Below are 19,895 nucleotides of genomic sequence, written 5' to 3' on the forward strand. Positions count from 1 at the left end.
AAGACCGCCCCCTCCTCCGCCGCTCGAAGAGGAGGACCCCGAAAAACTCAAGGCCTGCCTGGCGGAACTCACCGCGCTCGGCGCCAAATTCCGGACTGCTGAGCCCATTGACGACGGCAAGGGCTGCGGTATCAGGCAGCCCATCGAGGTTTCCGAGGCGCTTCCCGGCATCGCGCTGGGCGGCGCGGCGATGCGCTGCAAGACGGCGCTCGCTATGGCCCACTGGCTGAAAGATACCGTCCAGCCGGCCTTGAACATCGCCATGCCGGGTCGCAGGATCGCCGGCATCGTGCCGGGCTCGACCTATGACTGCCGGCTGCGCAACGGGGCCTCCACGGGCAAGATCTCCGAGCACGCACGCGGCAACGCCATCGATGTCGCCGCCTTCAAGCTCGACAATGGCGAGACGCTGGAGATGAAGCCGCGCGCGGAGGATTCCACCATGGAAGGCGCCTTCCAGCGCACCGCCACGGCCGGCGCCTGCCTGCATTTCACCACCGTGCTTTCTCCCGGCAGCGACGCCGCTCACCAGGACCACCTGCATCTCGACGTGCTGGAGCGGAAGAACGGGTATCGTTATTGCCGGTGAGGTTTACTTACCTTCTCCCCGCCGGGGAGAAGGTGGTCCGAAGGACCGGATGAGGGGGGCGGAGCCGGTAAGTGTCCAACCTCAAAACAGCCCTTCCACATACCCATCGCCGTTCAGGAAAATCCGTTCGGCGGAAGGAACGCGCGGCAGGCCGGGCATGGTCATGATCCCGCCGGTGATGCCCCCCACGAAGCCGGCGCCCGCCGAAAGCCGAACCTCGCGCACCGGCACGATATGCCCCTCCGGCGCGCCGCGCAGGTTGGGATCGGTGGAGAAGGAATACTGCGTCTTGGCCATGCAGACCGGCAGATGGCCGTAGCCCTGCTCCTCCCATGTCGCGAGCTGGTCGCGCACCGCCTTGTCGGCCGTTACCTCGCCCGCATGGTAGATTTTCGTGGCGATCGTCTCGATCTTCTCCATCAGCGAAAGACTGTCGGGATAGAGCGGCTGGAATTTCGCCTGCCCGCCCTCGGCAAGCTCCACCACCTTCCAGGCGAGTTCCTCGATACCGGCCGAGCCCTCCGCCCAATGGCGGCAGAGGATCGCCTCCGCGCCATGTCGCGCGACATAGTCCATCACCGCATCCACCTCGGCCTGCGTGTCGGAGGTGAAATGGTTGATCGCGACGACCACCGGAACGCCGAACTTTCGCACGTTCGCGATATGCCGGCCGAGATTGGATGAACCCCGGACAAGCGCCTCGACATTCTCCTGGCCCAAATCCTCCTTCTTCACGCCGCCATTCATCTTCAGCGCGCGGACGGTCGCGACGATCACCGCCGCATCCGGCTTCAGGCCGGCCTTGCGGCACTTGATGTCGAAGAATTTTTCCGCGCCGAGATCGGCGCCGAAGCCCGCCTCCGTTACCACGTATTCGCCGAGCTTCAACGCCGTCTTGGTGGCGATCACCGAATTGCAGCCATGCGCGATATTGGCGAAAGGCCCGCCATGCACGAAGGCGGGGTTGTTCTCCAACGTCTGCACGAGGTTCGGCTGCATGGCGTCCTTGAGCAGCACGGTCATCGCGCCATCCGCCTTGAGGTCGCGCGCGAAGACCGGCGTGCGGTCGCGTCGGTAGCCGATGATGATGTCGCCGAGCCGGCGTTCCAGATCGCGAAGGTCGGAAGCGAGGCAGAGGATCGCCATCACCTCCGAGGCGACGGTGATGTCGAAGCCGCCCTCCCGCGGAAAGCCGTTGGCGACGCCGCCGAGCGAGGCGACCACTTCGCGAAGCGCCCGGTCGTTCATGTCCATCACCCGCCGCCAGGGAATGCGGCGCACGTCGATATCGAGCGCATTGCCCCAGTAGATATGGTTGTCGATCATCGCCGCCAGCAGATTGTGGGCGGCGGTGATCGCATGGAAATCGCCGGTGAAGTGGAGATTGATGTCCTCCATCGGCACCACCTGCGCATAACCGCCGCCGGCCGCCCCGCCCTTCACCCCGAAACAGGGCCCGAGCGAAGGTTCGCGCACGCAGACGATGGCGCGCTTGCCGATGCGGTTGAGGCCATCGCCGAGCCCCACCGTCGTCGTGGTCTTGCCCTCGCCGGCCGGCGTCGGATTGATGGCGGTGACGAGGATCAGCTTGCCGTCCGGCTTATCGGCAAGCGAGGCGATGAACCCGGCGCCGACCTTCGCCTTGTCGTGCCCGTAAGGCGCCAGTTCGCTCGCGGGAATGCCGAGCTTCGCGCCGATCTCCACGATCGGCCGCTTCTGCGCCGCCCGCGCGATCTCGATGTCCGACTTCACCTCCGCCATGCTGCTGCGCCCTCCGCTGATCGCTTCTGAATATCGGAGGAGTTCCGGAGTGTGAATAGCTTCCGCTCGATTGAAGTGTTGCATTTCAACCACATTCATTAACTTGACTAATTTTGTCAGATTCAAACTTGACTAGAATACCCAAGATTAATTAACTCCCGAAGCTGCCTCCGCTTCCGCGGAGAGACAATCGAAACTGTCGTGCCACGCCGCACCTCCGCGAAGCTGGCACAATCCAATTTTTGAGGGACTTATGGGCTGGGGATTATCGTCGCACGCGCGCCTGCTGAACGGAACGGCCATTGCCGTCTTGCTATCCGTCTCAGGTCCGGCCATCGCGCAACAGGCAACCACGAACGAGGCGCCCGCTGCTCAGGGTACCGTTCTCGAAACGATCAATGTCCAGGCGACGAAGCAGGGCCGCGTCGGGGCCGCGCCGCAGACCCAGACGACCGAGCGTCCCAAACTCGAGCAGCGCATGGTCACGGACTTCAAGGATTTCGCCCGGCGCGTCGATGCAGGCGTGAATTTCAACAGCAACACCAACAGCATCAACATGCGCGGCCTGCAGGATAACCGGGTTTTGACCACCATCGACGGAATCCGTCTTCCGTGGCTGACCGACCCGCGGGATAGCGCCAGGGGCGGTGTAAACTCGTTCGATTTCGATAGCCTCTCGGCGGTGGATATCACCAAGGGCGCCGATTCCAGCCGCTTCGGCTCCGGCGCACTCGGCGGGGTCGTCGAACTGCGCACGCTCAATCCGGAAGACCTGATCGAGGACGGCAAGTCCTACGGCGCGCTGGCCAAGACGACCTATGACAGCGCCGATCAGAGCGTCGGCGGCAATGCCGCGGTGGCCGGGCACTTCAATGATAGCTGGCTCCTCGTCCAAGGCGGCTACAAGAAGGGCCATGAGATGGACAATAAGGGCGAGATCGGTGGTTACGGCACGACCCGTACGGAAGCCAACCCCGCCGACTTCGTGCAGAAGAACCTGCTCGTCAAATTTCACCAATACCTCGAAGGCGGCCACCGCTTCGGCCTCACCGGCGAAATCTACGACCGCGATGAAGACATCGACAACATGCGCGGCTCGACGAGCAGCTATCGGGCAGGCTCGCTCAAAAGCGGCGAAGACGTCAACCGCAAGCGCATTTCCGGCTCCTATGACTTCATCTCGCCGGATGGCACCGATTGGGTCGATCAGGCAAGCATCACCGCCTATTGGCAGAAGGAGCGCCTGAACAACACGACCGATGGTTTCCGCATTCCCAGCGCACTTGGCAGAATTATCCCAGGCGACCCCTTCTTCTACGGCCGTCCATTCGGTGTTTACAAGCGCGACAACATGCTGGAGCAGACCTCCTATGGCATCACCGGCAACGCCTCGAAGGAGGTCGAGCTTGGCGGCGTAGCGCACGAATTCCGCTTCGGTGGCGAACTTTACTGGCAGGATACTCATCAATATTCTTGGGGCCAGGATAATTGCCCGGATGCCGACTGGTCGACTATCCCGATGCCTTTCGGCCCGCAGTCTTGCCGCATGCTGCATTCGAACGCATCCGACATGCCGGATGTCGATAGTGTTGCCTTCGGCTTCTATGTGGAAGACGACATCAAGTTCATGGATGATCGCCTGACGATCACCCCCGGCGTCCGCTTCGACTGGTACAGGCACGATCCGAAATCCACGGCCGCCTACGAGGACAGCCCGAACTTCGATACCGCTTACCTGCAGTCGACGGACGATTTCGGCGTCTCGCCGAAACTCCGCGCCTCGTGGAAGGCAACCCCTGAGCTGGAGCTTTACGCCCAGTACGCACGGGGCTTCCGCGCGCCGACAGTGCTGGAACTCTATCAGAATTACGGCGCACCAGGCTCCTACGCACGGGTCGGCAATCCGGAGCTTGAGACTGAAACCAGCAACGGATTTGAGATCGGCGCGCGCTATGCGGCGACCGACTATGCCGTATCCGCGACCGTCTTCAACAATTACTACCGTAACTTCATCGACACGGTGATGCTCGCCCCTCCTGGCGGCGAATATCCGATCGGCGGCGTGACCAGCTATGACAACCTCGATCGGGTGCAGATCTACGGCATCGAGCTCAGCGGCGAGTGGCGTTTCCAGGAGAATTGGCGCACCTGGGGTTCGCTCGCCTGGACCCATGGCAAGAACACCGATACGGACGAATACCTGAATTCCGTGGCTCCGCTGCGCGCCATCGTTGGGCTCGGCTATTTCACCGAGACCTGGGGAACCGACGTCTCGCTGACCATGGCGGGCGCCCGAAACAAGGTGAGCGGCACCGGCTTCAAGGCCCCCGGCTACGGCATCGTAGACGCCACCATCTGGTGGGCCCCCGAGCGGATCGGCGATATCGACGTCTCCGGCCTCAAGGTACAGGCCGGCGTCTTCAACATCTTCGACAAGAAGTATTGGGACGCTGTCAGCGTGCCGGACAGCACCTCGCTTGCAAGCCGCGATTTCTACAGCGAAGCCGGACGTTCCTTCCGCGTATCCATCACCAAGAAGTTCTAAGCAGCTTCTTCATGCAAAGCCGAACGCTGCATCTCCTCCGATGCGGCGTTTTGCGTTGCCGGCCATGTCTTGCCCCCGTCACGATCGCCGATTAAGAGGCTGCGGCCCCGAAAACGAGGGCTTGCATGACATCAACAAGGGAAAATCGATGAAATCGCTGGAACTGCTGGTCGAGAAGATCATTCTTTCAAGCCGCTGGATTCTTGTCGCCTTCTATCTCGGCCTCGTGGCGGCGCTGGCTGTCTATGCGCTGTCCTTCGCACTGAAATTCGTGAAGGTGGCGCAGAACGTGTTCTCGGCCGACGAGGCCGATATGATCCTCGCCATGCTCGGCCTCATCGATGCCGCACTCGTCGCAAGCCTCATCGTGATGGTGATGATCTCGGGATACGAGAACTTCGTCAGCCGCTTCGACGAGACGGAAGCCGACGTTTCCTTCCTCGGCAAGCTCGATGCCGGCAGCCTGAAGATCAAGGTCGCCTCCTCGATCGTGGCGATCTCTTCGATCCACCTGCTGCAGATCTTCCTCAATGCCAACCAGTACAGCGATGCGAAGCTGATGTGGTACACCATCATACACCTCGCCTTCGTGGTTTCCGCCGTCATGCTCGGCTGGCTGGAACAAATCATGGCGAAGGCCAAGGGCAGCAAGGACGCCGACAAAATCTAGCTCTTCCGATATTCTTTAAAGCTGTAAAGCCCTGCCATGCCGGGCTTTTTTTCTGACTGCTTCGCCAGAAGATGGATCAAACGGAAAATGACCAGGACGATCCCGAAGCTGTTGGCGGCAAAATCAAAGGTGATTATTTATCACAATTTCGTGGAGCCTGCAGTTCTAAGGTAAATTCCGCTGGCTATCGGGGACAAATAATATATTTGTTAAGGATAACATAAATGCATATCAGTTTTAGGCTAGATGATATCCCTCGAACGGCAGACGATCCTCAGCAGCGAGATTTCCGCTGCCGACTCCCGGGTCGGCATACTTGCTGCTTGGAAGCGGATAGCTTTTGAATTCTCGTTCGATCACGTAACGGTATTCAAGGCGCCGCGCCGTGATGAGATGCTGTTGTCTCCGCTGCTCATCGAGACGAACCTCCCGGAAGATTATCTGAAGGAATTCGACCGTCAGCGCTTGCTGCGCAGGTCGCCGGCCGTCCGCAGGCTCACAGAATCCGGCGTCCCCTTCTGCTGGTCGATCGACGAGAAGAATGACGATCTCGCCATTCCGGAGCCGATAGTCGAACTGCAGCACCGCTTCGGCATGCCCACGCATCTCGCAATGGGGCTGACCTCGGTGGACGGCGAGCGTTTCGCGCTGCATTTCGCCGGGTCTCGCCGGCTTCCGAGGCAGGTGGAAATCAACGAGCTCACCATGCTCTCCCTGCAGGCCTTCGATGTTTTCGATCGGATTCGCCGCAGCAGCCGCGCGAATGTTTCGGGCCTGTTGAGCAGCCGCGAACTCGAAGTCGTCCGCTGGACCGCGCAAGGGAAGACTTCCGTTGAGATCGGCCGTATCCTGTCGCTCTCCGATCATACGGTGAATGCCTATATGACCAATGCGATCAAGAAGATGGATTGCGTGAATCGCACGCAATTGGTAGCAAAGGCGATCAGGTTGAAACTGATCGTATAAGGATCGGGGAAGTATACCCCGGCCGATGGGGAGATATCGATTGCCATTATGGCTTGAGTTCACCCGGGGAACAAAGAACAGACAGAATGAAGCTGTCGGTTTGAGCGATGCGGAGGTTGTGGAACTTGCCACGGCGTTCCGGCCGTTCGGCTTCTGGCGCTTCGATATCGATAGCGGCCACCTCTTCGGCACCGAGGACATCAGTCACATCTTCGGTCTCGATCCGCATGACGGCCCGATGAATCTCGTGGCCGTCGGCGCGCGCATCCATCCCGACGACATGCCGCTCCTGATGGAAACCTTCGAGCGGGCAAGCGCCGGCCGGCTGACCTACCACAATATCTACCGGGTCAGGAACAATGCAGACGGTTACAAATACGTCCGCACGGTCGGCAAGTACCGGGAAAGGCCCGGCACCGCCGGAGAGGTCGTCGGCATCACCTACGAATTCTTCGAGCGGCGGCCGGGCGTCAGCTTCTTCCTGGATGACGCGCCGATGGATGATTGAGCGAGCGCCGGGGCCGGATGCAGCACGCACCCGGCTCCCGGCTCCGTCAACCTATCGATCCAGCACGGAGCGCACTTCCACCAGGTTTGACCGGGCGCGCAGGATGTAGAAGCCCATGGTCGCAAGATGCGTCGGCATGATCCAGCCGTCCTCCCGGCCGTTCGAGATGATCGCCGGCTGGATGCGCAGCGCCGCCTGGAACTGCGCCAGCGTCTCGGTCCAGAGCGGGCCAAGATTGCGCTCGCGAATGACCTGGCTGAAATCGGCGCCTGCCGCCGAAAGCACCGCGTAATACCCGTAGAGCTGGCCGTAAGCGAACCAGAAGCGGTCGTCGGCGCGGGTATCGAACCAACCGCCATTGTAATGCTCGGAGCGCTCCCGCAGGATGGCCGAGGTTCCGCCGAGATCGTTGGCGATCCGGTCGATGAACTGGATGAGGTTGTCGGCGCGGCTGTCGAAGGTGGCGTTGCAGGTGGCGAGATCGCGGTTGAACTTGCGAAGCTGCTCTATGGCGCTGCGGTAGTAGCTCGGCGTCGGCGTCTTCGGCCCGAACGGATCAAGCCCGAAATACCAGGAATATTCGTCGAACTGCAGGTTGCCGCGCGCATCCTGCAGGTCCTTGTTGACCCCCGACGTACCCCGCACGCGGCCGAGCGTATCGACAAGCTCCACGGCGGTGCGGCGCACCACCTGGTTTACGCCGCGCTGGAAGGAGGCCTTGTTGTCGAGGAAGGGCGTATTATCCCAGTCGATGCCGAAGAAGCCCAGCCGGTAGAGTACCATCGAGGATATCCAGGCATTCTGGTTGACGTTGACGTCGGTTAGGTCCGCCACCACGTCGACGATCCCGGAGGATTGGCACTGCTTGGCCGCGGGCGTTGCGGCGGCCGGTGCGTCCGGGCTTGCCGGAGCCGGTGTCGTCAGCTCCAGCCCGGCGGGCACCGTTCGTTCCGAAAAGCGGTAGTTCTCGACGAAGTTCGGGTTGAAGCCCGTCCAGATCTGGGTCTGGACGAAGAAATAGCCGTAAAGGCCGACGAGCAGCACGAGCGCCGCCAGGATCGGCCCCTTCACCATCCAGTGCCGCCGGGCATACCACCCGCGCGCCGCCAGGAAAGGCCAGCCGAGCCATGCGAACAGCAGCCCGAACCCTCGTCCGATCGCCTCGAAAACCCGTCCGAAAAACTGCTTTATCGAATCCAGCATGGATTGCCCCTGGTTGGTCCTGCACCTTCAGGTAATGGGCCGCGACGCCCTTGTCGAGGTAAGCTTGTCGAGGCAGGCGTCGAAACGGCTGTGAAAAGCCTGATCGATCAGGTTTCGTCGGCGCTCGATCTCGCCGATCGAAAGCATGCCTTTTTCCGAAAGCGCCACGAGCGGCACGATATGCGGCCACGAGCCGGCGGCCCCTGTCGAAGATGGCAAGGTCTGATTCGCGGCCGGCCGCAGAGCGTCCCGAAGCACCAGGGCGCGCTCCGTTTCGATCGTAAGCTTGTTGATGAGCACATTGGCCGCGCCCATGCTTTCATTCACGGCGTCGAGAAAGCTCTGGAACAGCCCGGCGAACCGGGCGAAGACGGCGGCTGCCTGCGGCCTTGAGCCGGCATCCTCATCCGCCTGCAGCAGGGCTTCCAGCGCTTCGCCGCGGCGGTCGATGAAGCGGGTCAAGTCCGCTTCGGAAGCGTTCCGGCGTTCGATGAGGAATTGTCGATGCTCCTCAACCAGCCCGAAGAGCATGTCCAGCTCGGCAAGACATGTCTCGATCCCGTGCTCCAGCGAAAGCTGCCGCCAGCGCCTCTCCCGCGCGCGGTGCGCGGCGTTCGGGGAAAGGATTGCGAGATACCGTTCGTAGCGGTTCGGCGTATCGCGGTTTTCGTAAGCGGCAAGGCTCCGGTCCAGAATATGGGAAAGCCGGGCGGTCAGCCGGGCAAGCCGCGCTTCGGCCTCCCGTTCATGCTTCAGGATTTCGGCAATGCGCCCCTCCTCGGCGGCAAGCATCGCCTCGTCCGCCACGCGGAACTTGTCGGCGGCCTTGGCAAACGCCGACGCGGATTGGCCCACAGCCTCGCGCACTCCGGCGAGAAGCTCGCCGATAGCCTCGATCTCGCTGTCGCCCGCCGATTGCCCTGCCATGCCCCTCGTCCTCTCGGCCAATAGATAAAGCCGTTTCGGGAATTTGCCACGGCGATTTTTCCGCCGAGCCGCTCAGTCGCAGCGCATCTTCTCTTCCCAATGGCGCCGGCAGAGCGAGACATATTTCTCGTTGCCGCCCACCTCCACCTGGGCGCCTTCGCGCACCACCTCGCCCGCTTCGTCGACCCGCACCACCATGGTGGCCTTGCGCCCGCAAAAGCAAATGGTGCGCACCTCGCGCAGCTCGTCGGCGATCGCCAACAGTTCCAGCGAGCCCGGAAAGAGTTTCCCCTGGAAATCCGTCCGCAGCCCGTAGGCCATCACCGGTATGCCGATCCGGTCGGTGATTCGCGCAAGCTGCCATACCTGTTCGGGAGAAAGGAACTGCGCCTCGTCCACGAAAACGCAGGCGATCGGCTCCTCATTGTGCATGCCGGCGATGATCTCGAACAGGTTGTCGGCCGCCTTGAAGGGAGTGGCGTCGGAGGAAAGCCCGATCCGCGAGGCGACACGGCCGGCGCCTGCCCGGTCGTCAACAGCCGCGATGAAGATCGCGGTGCGCATCCCGCGCTCCTGGTAATTGTAGGATGCCTGCAGGAGCATGGTGGACTTGCCTGCATTCATCGTCGCGTAATGGAAATAGAGCTTGGCCATGTCCGTCTTCTGAAACGCGCTGGGCAGGGAGAAAAGAAGCTTGTGGCGATAACCACAGATTTCCGCTCGACCTCATCCCCCAATAGGCCGATCATCGAAAATGTCGCAAATCGCAGTGATCGCACGCCGCGAATGCGCGCGCTTGCCTGATTTCAGCATATATTGATAATGGCCAGGGAACATAAAAAAGGGAGCCGCATCATGCGCATGACGAAAACGTTGAAGATCACGCTCGCAGCCGCCGTCTCCGCCCTGGTCCTGGGCGGCGCCGCGTCTGCAGCGGAACCGGAAGCTTGCGGCTCCGTCCGGTTCTCGGATGTCGGCTGGACCGATATCACGGCGACGACGGCCACGGCGACGGCGCTTCTGAAGGCTCTCGGCTACGAGACCGACGTGAAGGTTCTTTCCGTGCCGGTCACCTACAGCTCCCTGAAAAACAAGGATATCGACGTCTTCCTCGGCAACTGGATGCCGACGCAGGAAGCGGATGTGCGCCCCTATCTCAACGACAAGTCTGTCGAGTCCTACGGCCCCAATCTGGTCGGCGCGAAATATACGCTCGCCACCAATGCCAAGGGTGCCGAACTCGGCATCAAGGACTTCAAGGATATCGCCGCCCATAAGGAAGAGCTCGGCGGCAAGATCTACGGCATCGAGCCGGGCAATGACGGCAACCGGCTGATTCTCGACATGGTGGAAAAGGGCACTTTCAATCTCGGCGATTTCGAAGTGGTGGAATCCTCCGAGCAGGGCATGCTGGCTCAGGTGGCGCGCGCCGACAAGAGCGGCGAGCCGGTGGTCTTCCTCGGCTGGGAGCCCCATCCGATGAACGCCAATTTCAAGCTCACCTATCTTTCCGGCGGCGATGAGGTCTTCGGACCGAATTTCGGCGGCGCCGAGGTCTATACCAATGTCCGCGCCGGCTACACCGAAGAGTGTCCGAATGTCGGCACGTTCATCAAGAACCTGAAGTTCTCGCTCCCCATGGAAAACGAAATCATGGGCGGCATATTGAACGACGGCAAGGAGCCGGAAGCGGCCGCCACCGAATGGCTGAAGGCCAACGGCTCGGCCGTCGAGCCCTGGCTTGCCGGCGTCACCACCCGCGATGGCCAGGACGGCCTTGCCGCCGTCAAGTCCAAACTCGGCCTCTGACGGCCGATCGAATGCCGGGGCGGCCACCGCCCCGGACCCTCGCCCTATCTTCCTTTCTTGAGCGGACGTGTCTTCAGTGAATTGGCTGACCGAATACCGCATTCCCATCGGGCCCTGGGCCAAGTCCTTCGTGGATTGGCTGACGGCGAACGGCGACTGGTTCTTCGACTGGCTGTCGTCGGTCCTGTCCGCCGTCATCAATGGCCTGCTCTTCATCCTGCAGTTTCCGCATCCGCTGATCGTCGTGGTGCTGATGACAGGCCTCTCCTGGCTGCTGCGCCGCTCCGTGGGCGCAGCGCTCTTCACCTTCTTCGGCCTGCTCGTCATCATCAACCAGGGTTACTGGAAGGAGACGACGGAGACACTGGCGCTGGTGCTCGCCTCGACCGCCGTCTGCATGGCGGTCGGCGTGCCCCTCGGCATCGCGGCCGCTCGCCGCGAATGGATCTACGGGATCATGAGGCCGATCCTCGATCTCATGCAGACGATCCCGACCTTCGTCTACCTGATCCCCGCCCTCATCCTCTTCGGCCTCGGCATGGTGCCGGGCCTGATCGCCCCCGCGATCTTCGCCATCGCCGCGCCGATCCGCCTCACCCGCCTCGGCATCGTCTCCACACCGGAGGCACTTACTGAGGCGGCGGTTGCCTTCGGCGCCACGCCCGGCCAGGTGCTGCGGAAGGTGGAACTGCCCTTTGCCATGCCGCAGATCATGGCGGGTCTCACGCAGACCATCATGCTCTCCTTGTCTATGGTGGTCATCGCCGCGCTCGTCGGCGCCAACGGTCTCGGCGTGCCCGTGGTACGCGCGCTCAACACCGTCAACATCGCCCGCGGCTTCGAGGCGGGGCTGTGCATCGTCATCCTGGCGATCATCCTCGACCGGATGTTCCGCACATCGAAGGGAGAAGGCGCATGAGCGACGCGGTGACCTTCGGCAATGTCGATATCGTCTTCGGCAACAATCCGGAACAGGCGCTCCCGCTGGTGGACCAGGGCAAGACCCGCGACGAGATCAGCGCCGCCACCGGCATCGTGCTCGGCGTCGCAAATGCCTCGCTCTCCATCCGGGAAGGCGAAATCCTGGTGCTGATGGGCCTTTCCGGTTCCGGCAAATCGACCCTGCTGCGCGCCGTCAACGGGCTCGCCCCGGTCGTTCGCGGCAGCGTCAGCGTTTCAACGCCCTCCGGCCCGGTCGATCCCTACAAGGCAAGCGCCAAGGCGCTGCGCCACCTGCGCATGCATACCGTATCCATGGTGTTCCAGCAGTTCGGGCTCCTGCCCTGGCGCACGGTCGCGGAAAACGTCGGCTTCGGCCTTGAACTGGCGGGCGTCTCCGACGCGGAACGAAAGACGCGTGTCGGCGAACAGCTCGAACTGGTCAACCTAACGCAATGGTCCGGCCGCAAGGTGGGCGAGCTTTCAGGCGGCATGCAGCAGCGCGTCGGCCTTGCCCGCGCCTTCGCCACCGGCGCGCCCATCCTGCTCATGGACGAGCCTTTCTCCGCGCTCGATCCCCTCATTCGCACCCGCCTTCAGGATGAACTCCTTGAATTCCAGCGGCGTCTGAAGAAGACCATCCTCTTCGTCAGTCACGATCTCGACGAAGCCTTCCGGATCGGCAACCGCATCGCCATCATGGAGAGCGGGCGCATCATCCAGTGCGGCACGCCGCAGGAAATCGTCCGGGCGCCCGCCGACCAGTATGTCGCCGATTTCGTGCAACACATGAACCCGATCAGCATGCTGACCGCCGGAGACGTCATGCGCGCCGGCGTCACCAGTGCCTCCGGCGCCGCCGGCGTCACGGCAACCGCGCGGCGCGACACACCGCTCGTCGATATCCTGGATGCGCTTTCGCGCCAGCCGGGCGCCGTCGGCGTGGTCGATAACGGTTCGGTCGTGGGCACCATTTCCGCCGAGGAGATCATCGCGGGCCTCACGCGCCACCGACGGCGCTGAGATCGAAGGAGGTTCGGCTTCCCCCCTGCCCCGGCCGGTGCTATCCACGCCGCTTGAGAGGCGCCGAGCGATCGGCCCTGTTACATTCAGGGAGCGACTGATGGCAGACAAACCGCAGGTCCTGCGCGAAACCGACGACGAGGCTCGCCGTCTGGCGCGCCTGCTGGTGCGCGGCGCGCGCTTCATGGCGCTTGGCGTCATCGATCCCGAAACCGGCTTTCCCTCCGTCAGCCGCGCGCTCACGGCCACGGATTTCGACGGCGTGCCGGTGATCCTGGTTTCCGCGCTTTCCGGCCATACCAAGGGGCTCGCCGCCGATCCGCGCTGCTCGCTGCTGGCCGGGGAGCCCGGCAAGGGCGATCCGCTGGCGCACCCGAGAATCACCCTCCAATGCCGTGCCGACACCGTCGAGCGCGACACGGAGGATCATGCCCGCATCCGCCACCGCTTCCTGGGCCGGCACCCGAAAGCCTCCCTCTATGTGGATTTTCCGGATTTCCGCTTCTTCCGCCTGCTCCCGCAAACCGCTTCCTTGAACGGCGGCTTCGGGCGCGCCTACGTTCTGGCAGGCTCCGATCTGCTGATCGAGGAGCCGGGAAACGGCCGGGAATGGCTGGAATTGCAGGACCGCTTGAAGGAGATGGCGGAAGCCGCCGCCCTGTGTGCCGAACAATGGGGAGCTGAAAAGGGAAGGCCCTGGCGCTTCGCGGGTGTCGACCGGTCCGGCGTCGATCTCGTCGGCGGCGATCTGCACTTCAGGCACGAGTTCGCAACCCCCGCCGCTTCACCAGGAATTGTCTTTGATTGTATTTCAAATGTCGCTAAAGTAATACCATTACCCGAAAATTAGGGATGTACAACCCAAGCCGCCTCCTGTTAACTTTTTGCCCGTTCAGGCTGGGGCGATTTTTGAAGCGGGTGCCCGCTTCTAGGGGAAGAACAAACATATGGACACCATGACACTATCCGAGCATTCGACGGCCGCTGCTGGCCTGTTGTCTGCTATGGCGAATCCGAAAAGGCTGATGATTCTCTGCTGCCTGGTACAGGGCGAGGTTGCAGTCGGCGCTCTGGCAACCCGGGTCGGCCTGAGCCAGTCCGCGCTGTCGCAGCACCTTTCCAAGCTGCGCGCGCAGAAGCTGGTGAAGACCCGGCGTGACGCCCAGACGATCTATTACTCCAGCTCATCGGAACCGGTGTTGAAGATACTTCGGACGCTCGAAGAGATTTATTGCGCGCCTGAGCAGAAGAAATCCGAGGCGGCCTGACCGCCGCTTGGTAAGGCAAGCGCCCATCCTGTAGAACGGCCTCCGGCACGCGTTGCCGGAGGCCGTTGTCTTTTGTCTCCCCGTTCGGTCTTATCCCACGGGTTTGCCCGCGGCGCATGCCGCTTTTTCTCCCGGAAACTTCGCAATTTGTCCGGTTGACGGCCCGAAAGCCGCTGATAATTTGACCGTATAGTCAAAACCGCGCGCAGCGGCTGATGGGGGAAATGCCCTCCCCGGAAGGGCTACGGAGAACAGCATGTCCAACCGCCTCAACACCACGCCCAATGATCTCAGGGCGTTCTGGATGCCGTTTACGGCAAACCGCCAGTTCAAGAAGGAACCGCGCCTCTTCGTGAGCGCCAAGGACATGCACTATACCACCCATGACGGCCGCCAGGTACTCGATGCGACGGCGGGCCTCTGGTGCGTGAATGCCGGGCACTGCCGCCCGAAGATCACCGAGGCGATCCGCGAACAGGCGGGCGAACTCGACTATGCGCCCGCCTTCCAGCTCGGCCATCCGAAGGCCTTCGAGCTTGCCAATCGCCTGGTCGATATCGCGCCGGAAGGCCTTAACCACGTGCTCTACACCAATTCCGGCTCGGAATCGGTGGATACGGCGCTCAAGGTGGCGCTTGCCTATCACCGCGCCAAGGGCAACGGTTCCCGCTTCCGTCTGATCGGCCGCGAGCGCGGCTATCACGGCGTCAATTTCGGCGGCATTTCCGTCGGCGGCATCGTCGCCAACCGCAAGATGTTCGGCACGCTGCTGACCGGCGTCGATCACCTGCCGCACACGCATCTTCCCGGCAAGAACGCCTTCACCCGCGGCGAGCCGGAACATGGCGCCGATCTCGCCTCCGAACTGGAGCGGATCGTCACGCTCCACGACGCTTCGACCGTCGCCGCCGTCATCGTCGAGCCCGTCGCCGGCTCCACCGGCGTGCTGATCCCGCCAAAGGGCTATCTCCAGAAACTGCGCGATATCTGCACCAAGCACGGCATCCTGCTGATCTTCGACGAGGTCATCACCGGCTTCGGCCGTCTGGGCGAACCCTTCGCCGCGCAGTATTTCGGCGTGACGCCCGATATCATGACCACCGCCAAGGGCCTCACCAACGGTGTGATCCCCATGGGCGCGGTCCTCGTCACCTCCGAAATCCACGACGCCTTCATGAACGGCCCGGAACATCTCATCGAGTTCTTCCACGGCTATACCTATTCGGGCAATCCGATCGCTTCTGCGGCCGGGCTCGCGACGCTCGAGACCTACAAGGAAGAAGGGCTGTTCGAGCGCGCCAAGGAGATCGCCCCCTATTGGGAAGAAGGCCTGCATTCGCTGAAGGACGTGCCGAACGTCATCGACGTTCGCAACATCGGCCTGATCGGCGCGATCGAGCTGGACCCGATCGCCGGCGAGCCGACCAAGCGCGCCTTCTCCGCTTTCCTGAAGGCCTATGAGGACGGATTGCTGATCCGCACGACGGGCGACACCATCGCCATGTCGCCGCCGCTGATCGTCGAGAAGCACCACATCGACGAAATCTTCGGGAAACTGCGCGAAATTCTTACGAACGGCATTTGAATCGCGTTTTCGAGGCCCGTTCTTTGCAAAATTTAGCAAAAACGGGTCCCGTTCTGCGAACTTCTTGCGGAATCGCAGCTAAGTTCCTAAGAATGTTTCGTTCCGCTCGAAGTCAAACTTGACCGGACGGATATGTGTCATGGAAAGCGCAAGCCGTTTTCCGAGCAGGGCATGTACAAAAACAAGAACTTAGGGCGCATCGCCTGAACTTTTTTCAGAGCGGCGCGCCCGGCGGGTCAAGGACCCATCCAAGGAGGACGAAATGAATCTCAAGACGCTTCTGGCGGCCACCACCCTCGCTTCTCTTGCATTCGCGCCGCTCGCTCATGCGGAAATCGTCATCGGCCTCGTCGCGCCGCTGACCGGACCGGTCGCCGCCTATGGCGACCAGGTCAAGAACGGCGCCGAAACCGCGGTTGCGGAAATCAACAAGAACGGCGGCATTCTGGGCGAGCAGGTCGTGCTCAAGATCGCCGATGACGCCGGCGAGCCCAAGCAGGGCGTTTCGGCCGCCAACCAGCTCGTCGGCGAAGGCATTCGCTTCGTCGTCGGTCCGGTTACCTCGGGCGTCGCCATGCCGGCTTCCGATGTCTTCGCTGAAAACGGCGTGCTGATGGTGACGCCGACGGCGACCACGCCCGCGCTCACCACCCGCGGCCTCGCCAATGTGCTGCGCACCTGCGGCCGCGATGACCAGCAGGCAGAAGTCGCCGCCAAATACGTGCTGGAAAATCTCAAGGACAAGCGCGTCGCGATCATCAACGACAAGGGCGCCTACGGCAAAGGCCTGGCCGATGCCTTCAAGGCCGTCCTGAATGCCGGCGGCGTGACCGAGGTCATCAACGATTCCGTGACCGTGGGCGACAAGGATTACAGCGCACTCACCACCCGCCTGAAATCCGAAAACATCGAAGTCGTCTACTTCGGCGGCTATCACCCCGAAGGTGGCCTGCTCGCCCGCCAGCTCTCCGATCTCGGCGTGAAGGCGACGATCATCGGCGGCGAAGGCCTCTCCAATACCGAGTTCTGGAATATCGGCACCAGCGCGGCCGCCGGAACCATCTTCACCAATGCCTCGGACGCCACCAAGAACCCGGCTTCCAAGGGTGCTGTCGATGCGCTCACCGCCCGCAACATTCCGGCGGAAGCTTTCACGCTCAACGCCTATGCGGCCGTTGAAGTGCTCAAGGCCGGCATCGAGAAGGCCGGCAAGGCGGATGACTCGGAAGCCGTCGCAACGGCTCTGAAGTCGGGCGAACCGATCAAGACGTCGATCGGCGATCTCACCTACGGCGAGACCGGCGATCTTTCCTCACCCGCCTTCTCGCTCTTCAAGTGGGAAGACGGCAAGATCGTCTCCCTCGAATAGTCAAAGCATCGACGGGCGCCCTCGGGCGCCCGTTCTGCCTTCCGGATGCGATCACGTAACGTTCATTGCCAATACGGCGCGGGCGGCAGTTCGACCTTTGCAGGCACTCGGTAACTCCCGTTCTTCTTCGGCTCGGGAACCTGCCGCCGGAATTGTTTTATCGCGGCTCTTTTTACGAGGTCGTCGGCCGTCTTGTCGCCCGTCGATCTCACCACGACGACCCGGCTCAATTTTCCCTGAGCGTCCGTATGGAGCGCCACCATAGCGTCCTTTTTTGTATTGCAGCCGGCCAAGACAAACACCGCCAAGGCAAATGCGGCCAGATTTTTCATAAAGTTTCCCCCTGCGCCCAATTTCGAAAAGCCATAGCGAAGAGCCGCAGCGCGGAGAAGATGCGCCGATGCAACTTCTGATTTTTCTTCGGCCTGCCGCTGCCAAGTCGGAAATCAGCGATCGCTGATCTTCAACTCAGGTCTTTTCCTTCCTAGACTGGGGAGAATCGAAAAACAGGAAAGACGCCATGAACACCCGACTTGAAACCCTCATCGACCAGGGCACCGGCCGCGAACCGGCGGATATCGTCCTGAAGGGTGGCAAGTTCTTCGATCTCGTCACCGGCGAACTGGTCGCCTCCGACATTGCCATCTCCGGCGACCGCATCGTCGGCACCTGCGGCAGCTATTCCGGCAAGACCGAAATCGACATTTCCGGCAGGATCGTCGTGCCTGGCTTCATCGACACGCATCTGCATATCGAAAGCTCGCTGGTCACCCCGCATGAATTCGACCGCTGCGTGCTCCCCTATGGCGTGACGACTGCGATCTGCGATCCGCATGAGATTGCCAATGTCATCGGTACCGAGGGCATCGAATTTTTCCTCGATTCCGCGCTCGAAACTATCATGGACATCCGCGTTCAGCTTTCCTCCTGCGTGCCGGCCACGCATCTGGAGACGGCGGGCGCCGATCTGCCCATCGAAAAGCTCCTGCCCTACCGCGATCATCCGAAGGTCATCGGCCTTGCCGAGTTCATGAATTTCCCCGGCGTCATCCATAAGGACCCGGTCTGCCTCGCCAAGCTCGAAGCCTTCTACGGCGACCATATCGACGGTCACGCCCCACTCCTCTCCGGCAAGGACCTCAACGGCTATCTCGCCGCCGGCATCCGCACCGAGCACGAATGCACGACGGCTGAAGAGGCGCTCGAAAAGATCCGCAAGGGCATGCACATCCTCGTCCGCGAGGGCTCCGTCTCCAAGGACCTTCACGCGCTGATGCCAATCATCACGGAGCGGCTGTCGCCCTTCATCGCGCTCTGCACCGACGACCGCAATCCGCTCGACATCGCCGAGCAGGGTCACCTCGATTACATGATCCGCACGGCGATCGCGGACGGCGTCGAACCGCTCGCGGTCTATCGCGCCGCCTCGATTTCGGCTGCCCGCGCCTTCGGTCTGCGCGACCGCGGCCTCGTCGCGCCGGGCTGGCGTGCCGATCTTGTCGTCATCGACAGCCTTGAAAACTGCAAGGCGGAGATCGTCTTCTCCGCCGGCCGCAAGGTGACGGACGAACTCTTCGCGACGCGTGGGGCCGTCAGCCCCGTCGGCCTCGACAGCGTCAAGGCGCGGCCGGTCCAGGCCATGCATTTCGGCGTGCCGGCGACCGAGGGCGAAACGCCGGTGATCGGCGTGATGCCCGGAAAGATCATCACCGAGCATCGCCGCTACCGGCTACCCTCCTCCGGCAACCAGACCGTGGTCGATCTTTCCCGTGACATCATCAAGGTCGCCGTCATCGAGCGCCACGGAAAGAACGGCAATCACGCCAATGGTTTCGTGCAGGGCTTCGGGCTGAAGAAGGGCGCGATCGCCTCCACCGTCGGACATGACAGCCACAATATCTGCGTCGTCGGCGTCAACGAGGACGACATGGCGCTCGCCGCCAATCGGCTTTCCGAAATCCATGGCGGCTTCGTGGTGGTGGAGGACGGCAGGGTGACCGGCGAGATCGCCCTACCCGTCGCCGGCCTCATGAGCCTCGAACCCTACGAGACCGTGCGCGACACGCTGCATCACTTGAGAAAAGCCGCCTATGCCCTTGGAACGACTCTGGAAGAGCCCTTCCTGCAGGTCGCCTTCCTGCCGCTCCCCGTTATCCCGCACCTGAAGATTTCAGACCGGGGCATGGTGGATGTGGATCGGTTCGAGCTGATTTGAGTTTCACCGCAAGCCTGGAGGGGGGCAAGATTCGAAATGCCTGTGTCTTCCGCTCGGGGAATCTAAATTTCTTTTTCTATTCCAACGAAGGCGATCCCCGAGAGCCTATTCACATCCATGTTCGCGGCAGCGGAGCCAATGCAAAAATCTGGTTGGAGCCGACCATCGGAGTGGCCGATAGCCAAGGCTTCAATAGCAAGGAGCTCTCTGCTATCATCCGGTTAGTGATCGACAATCGCGTACTTATTCGGCAGGCATGGCATGAACATTTCGGCGACTGACGTGAAATTCGACGAAGATACGATGTGGGTGTCGCTCACCGACGGCCGCACCCTCGGGGTGCCTCTCGCTTGGTTCCCCCGCCTGCTTCTCGCCAAGCCCAGCGACCGCGAAAAATTCGAACTCAGCCCCGGCGGCATTCACTGGGATGAGCTTGATGAAGACATTTCCATAGCCGGCCTTCTGAAAGGCCGCGGCGACAGGACCGTAAAGCGGCCCGCAGCATAAACCGCTCAGCG

General features: G+C 61.9%; 20 protein-coding genes. 15 read left to right on the forward strand and 5 right to left on the reverse strand.

The annotated features are described in order from the left end of the window. Positions 1-589: extensin family protein (locus YH62_RS11435; RefSeq protein WP_046794364.1), on the forward strand; the 589-nt coding region annotated here is incomplete at its 5' end. An 81-nt stretch (positions 590-670) separates the two neighbouring features. On the opposite strand, the gene YH62_RS11440 is transcribed toward YH62_RS11435, so the two are convergent. Beyond that, positions 671-2,350: a formate--tetrahydrofolate ligase gene (locus tag YH62_RS11440; RefSeq protein WP_046794365.1), complete on the reverse strand. Its 1,680-nt coding sequence runs from the start codon at positions 2,348-2,350 to the stop codon at positions 671-673. 253 nt (positions 2,351-2,603) lie between these two features. Here YH62_RS11440 and YH62_RS11445 point away from each other — a divergent pair, with 253 nt between their 5' ends. The 4 genes from YH62_RS11445 to YH62_RS11460 all read left to right on the forward strand — a co-directional run bounded on the left by YH62_RS11445 (position 2,604) and on the right by YH62_RS11460 (position 7,039). Then, a complete protein-coding gene (locus YH62_RS11445; protein ID WP_046794366.1) occupies positions 2,604-4,895 on the forward strand; it encodes a TonB-dependent hemoglobin/transferrin/lactoferrin family receptor in 2,292 nt (763 codons plus the stop codon). Positions 4,896-5,043: 148 nt separating this feature from the next. Further along, positions 5,044-5,565, forward strand: a complete 522-nt coding sequence (locus tag YH62_RS11450) for a TIGR00645 family protein (protein ID WP_082118359.1) — start codon at positions 5,044-5,046, stop codon at positions 5,563-5,565. Positions 5,566-5,811: 246 nt separating this feature from the next. Further along, entirely contained in the window at positions 5,812-6,531 is a 720-nt protein-coding gene (locus YH62_RS11455) for a LuxR family transcriptional regulator (RefSeq protein WP_046794367.1), read from the forward strand. A 40-nt stretch (positions 6,532-6,571) separates the two neighbouring features. Then, positions 6,572-7,039: a PAS domain-containing protein gene (locus tag YH62_RS11460; protein WP_245282086.1), complete on the forward strand. Its 468-nt coding sequence runs from the start codon at positions 6,572-6,574 to the stop codon at positions 7,037-7,039. 51 nt (positions 7,040-7,090) lie between these two features. Here YH62_RS11460 and YH62_RS11465 read toward each other — a convergent pair whose 3' ends face one another. The 3 genes from YH62_RS11465 to YH62_RS11475 form a co-directional block, all read right to left on the reverse strand. Further along, positions 7,091-8,242 carry a DUF2333 family protein gene (locus YH62_RS11465; protein WP_046794369.1) on the reverse strand — a complete coding sequence of 384 codons (1,152 nt, stop codon included), beginning with the start codon at positions 8,240-8,242 and terminating at the stop codon, positions 7,091-7,093. Between the two features lie 27 nt (positions 8,243-8,269). After that, positions 8,270-9,169: a hypothetical protein gene (locus YH62_RS11470; protein ID WP_046794370.1), complete on the reverse strand. Its 900-nt coding sequence runs from the start codon at positions 9,167-9,169 to the stop codon at positions 8,270-8,272. Positions 9,170-9,241: 72 nt separating this feature from the next. After that, positions 9,242-9,823, reverse strand: a complete 582-nt coding sequence (locus YH62_RS11475) for a thymidine kinase (protein WP_046794371.1) — start codon at positions 9,821-9,823, stop codon at positions 9,242-9,244. Positions 9,824-10,024: 201 nt separating this feature from the next. Between YH62_RS11475 and YH62_RS11480 the strand changes: the two genes are divergently transcribed. The 7 genes from YH62_RS11480 to YH62_RS11510 all read left to right on the forward strand — a co-directional run bounded on the left by YH62_RS11480 (position 10,025) and on the right by YH62_RS11510 (position 17,162). Continuing rightward, positions 10,025-10,978 carry a choline ABC transporter substrate-binding protein gene (locus tag YH62_RS11480; RefSeq protein ID WP_046794372.1) on the forward strand — a complete coding sequence of 318 codons (954 nt, stop codon included), beginning with the start codon at positions 10,025-10,027 and terminating at the stop codon, positions 10,976-10,978. Between the two features lie 76 nt (positions 10,979-11,054). Then, the gene (choW, locus tag YH62_RS11485; RefSeq protein ID WP_046794373.1) at positions 11,055-11,897 is read left to right on the forward strand and encodes a choline ABC transporter permease subunit; all 843 of its coding nucleotides are present in this window, start codon (positions 11,055-11,057) and stop codon (positions 11,895-11,897) included. Further along, entirely contained in the window at positions 11,894-12,940 is a 1,047-nt protein-coding gene (gene choV / locus YH62_RS11490) for a choline ABC transporter ATP-binding protein (protein ID WP_046794374.1), read from the forward strand. The genes choW and choV overlap by 4 nt, the downstream gene beginning before the upstream one ends. Before the next feature lie 100 nt (positions 12,941-13,040). After that, the gene (locus YH62_RS11495; protein WP_046794375.1) at positions 13,041-13,790 is read left to right on the forward strand and encodes a pyridoxamine 5'-phosphate oxidase family protein; all 750 of its coding nucleotides are present in this window, start codon (positions 13,041-13,043) and stop codon (positions 13,788-13,790) included. Between the two features lie 97 nt (positions 13,791-13,887). Continuing rightward, positions 13,888-14,208 (forward strand): metalloregulator ArsR/SmtB family transcription factor, encoded by a 321-nt coding sequence (locus tag YH62_RS11500; protein WP_046794376.1) that lies wholly within the window; start codon positions 13,888-13,890, stop codon positions 14,206-14,208. A gap of 256 nt (positions 14,209-14,464) precedes the next feature. Beyond that, positions 14,465-15,793: an aspartate aminotransferase family protein gene (locus YH62_RS11505; protein ID WP_046794377.1), complete on the forward strand. Its 1,329-nt coding sequence runs from the start codon at positions 14,465-14,467 to the stop codon at positions 15,791-15,793. Positions 15,794-16,055: 262 nt separating this feature from the next. After that, positions 16,056-17,162, forward strand: coding sequence for an ABC transporter substrate-binding protein (locus YH62_RS11510; protein ID WP_046794378.1), 1,107 nt, complete (start codon positions 16,056-16,058; stop codon positions 17,160-17,162). Positions 17,163-17,224: 62 nt separating this feature from the next. Here YH62_RS11510 and YH62_RS11515 read toward each other — a convergent pair whose 3' ends face one another. After that, positions 17,225-17,494: a TonB C-terminal domain-containing protein gene (locus YH62_RS11515; protein WP_046794379.1), complete on the reverse strand. Its 270-nt coding sequence runs from the start codon at positions 17,492-17,494 to the stop codon at positions 17,225-17,227. Between the two features lie 188 nt (positions 17,495-17,682). On the opposite strand from YH62_RS11515, the gene ade reads away from it, so the two are divergent. Genes ade through YH62_RS11530 form a run of 3 tightly spaced genes read left to right on the forward strand, consistent with a single transcriptional unit; the run spans position 17,683 to position 19,884 of the window. Further along, positions 17,683-19,377, forward strand: coding sequence for an adenine deaminase (gene ade / locus YH62_RS11520; protein WP_046794380.1), 1,695 nt, complete (start codon positions 17,683-17,685; stop codon positions 19,375-19,377). Continuing rightward, entirely contained in the window at positions 19,374-19,658 is a 285-nt protein-coding gene (locus tag YH62_RS11525; RefSeq protein WP_245282087.1) for a DUF4160 domain-containing protein, read from the forward strand. The genes ade and YH62_RS11525 overlap by 4 nt, the downstream gene beginning before the upstream one ends. Further along, positions 19,639-19,884: a DUF2442 domain-containing protein gene (locus YH62_RS11530; protein WP_046794381.1), complete on the forward strand. Its 246-nt coding sequence runs from the start codon at positions 19,639-19,641 to the stop codon at positions 19,882-19,884. Before YH62_RS11525 ends, YH62_RS11530 begins: the two co-directional genes overlap by 20 nt. The last annotated feature ends 11 nt before the right edge of the window (positions 19,885-19,895 follow it).

Origin of the sequence: Rhizobium sp. LC145 (assembly GCF_001005825.1) — a bacterium.
Lineage (GTDB): Bacteria > Pseudomonadota > Alphaproteobacteria > Rhizobiales > Rhizobiaceae > Neorhizobium.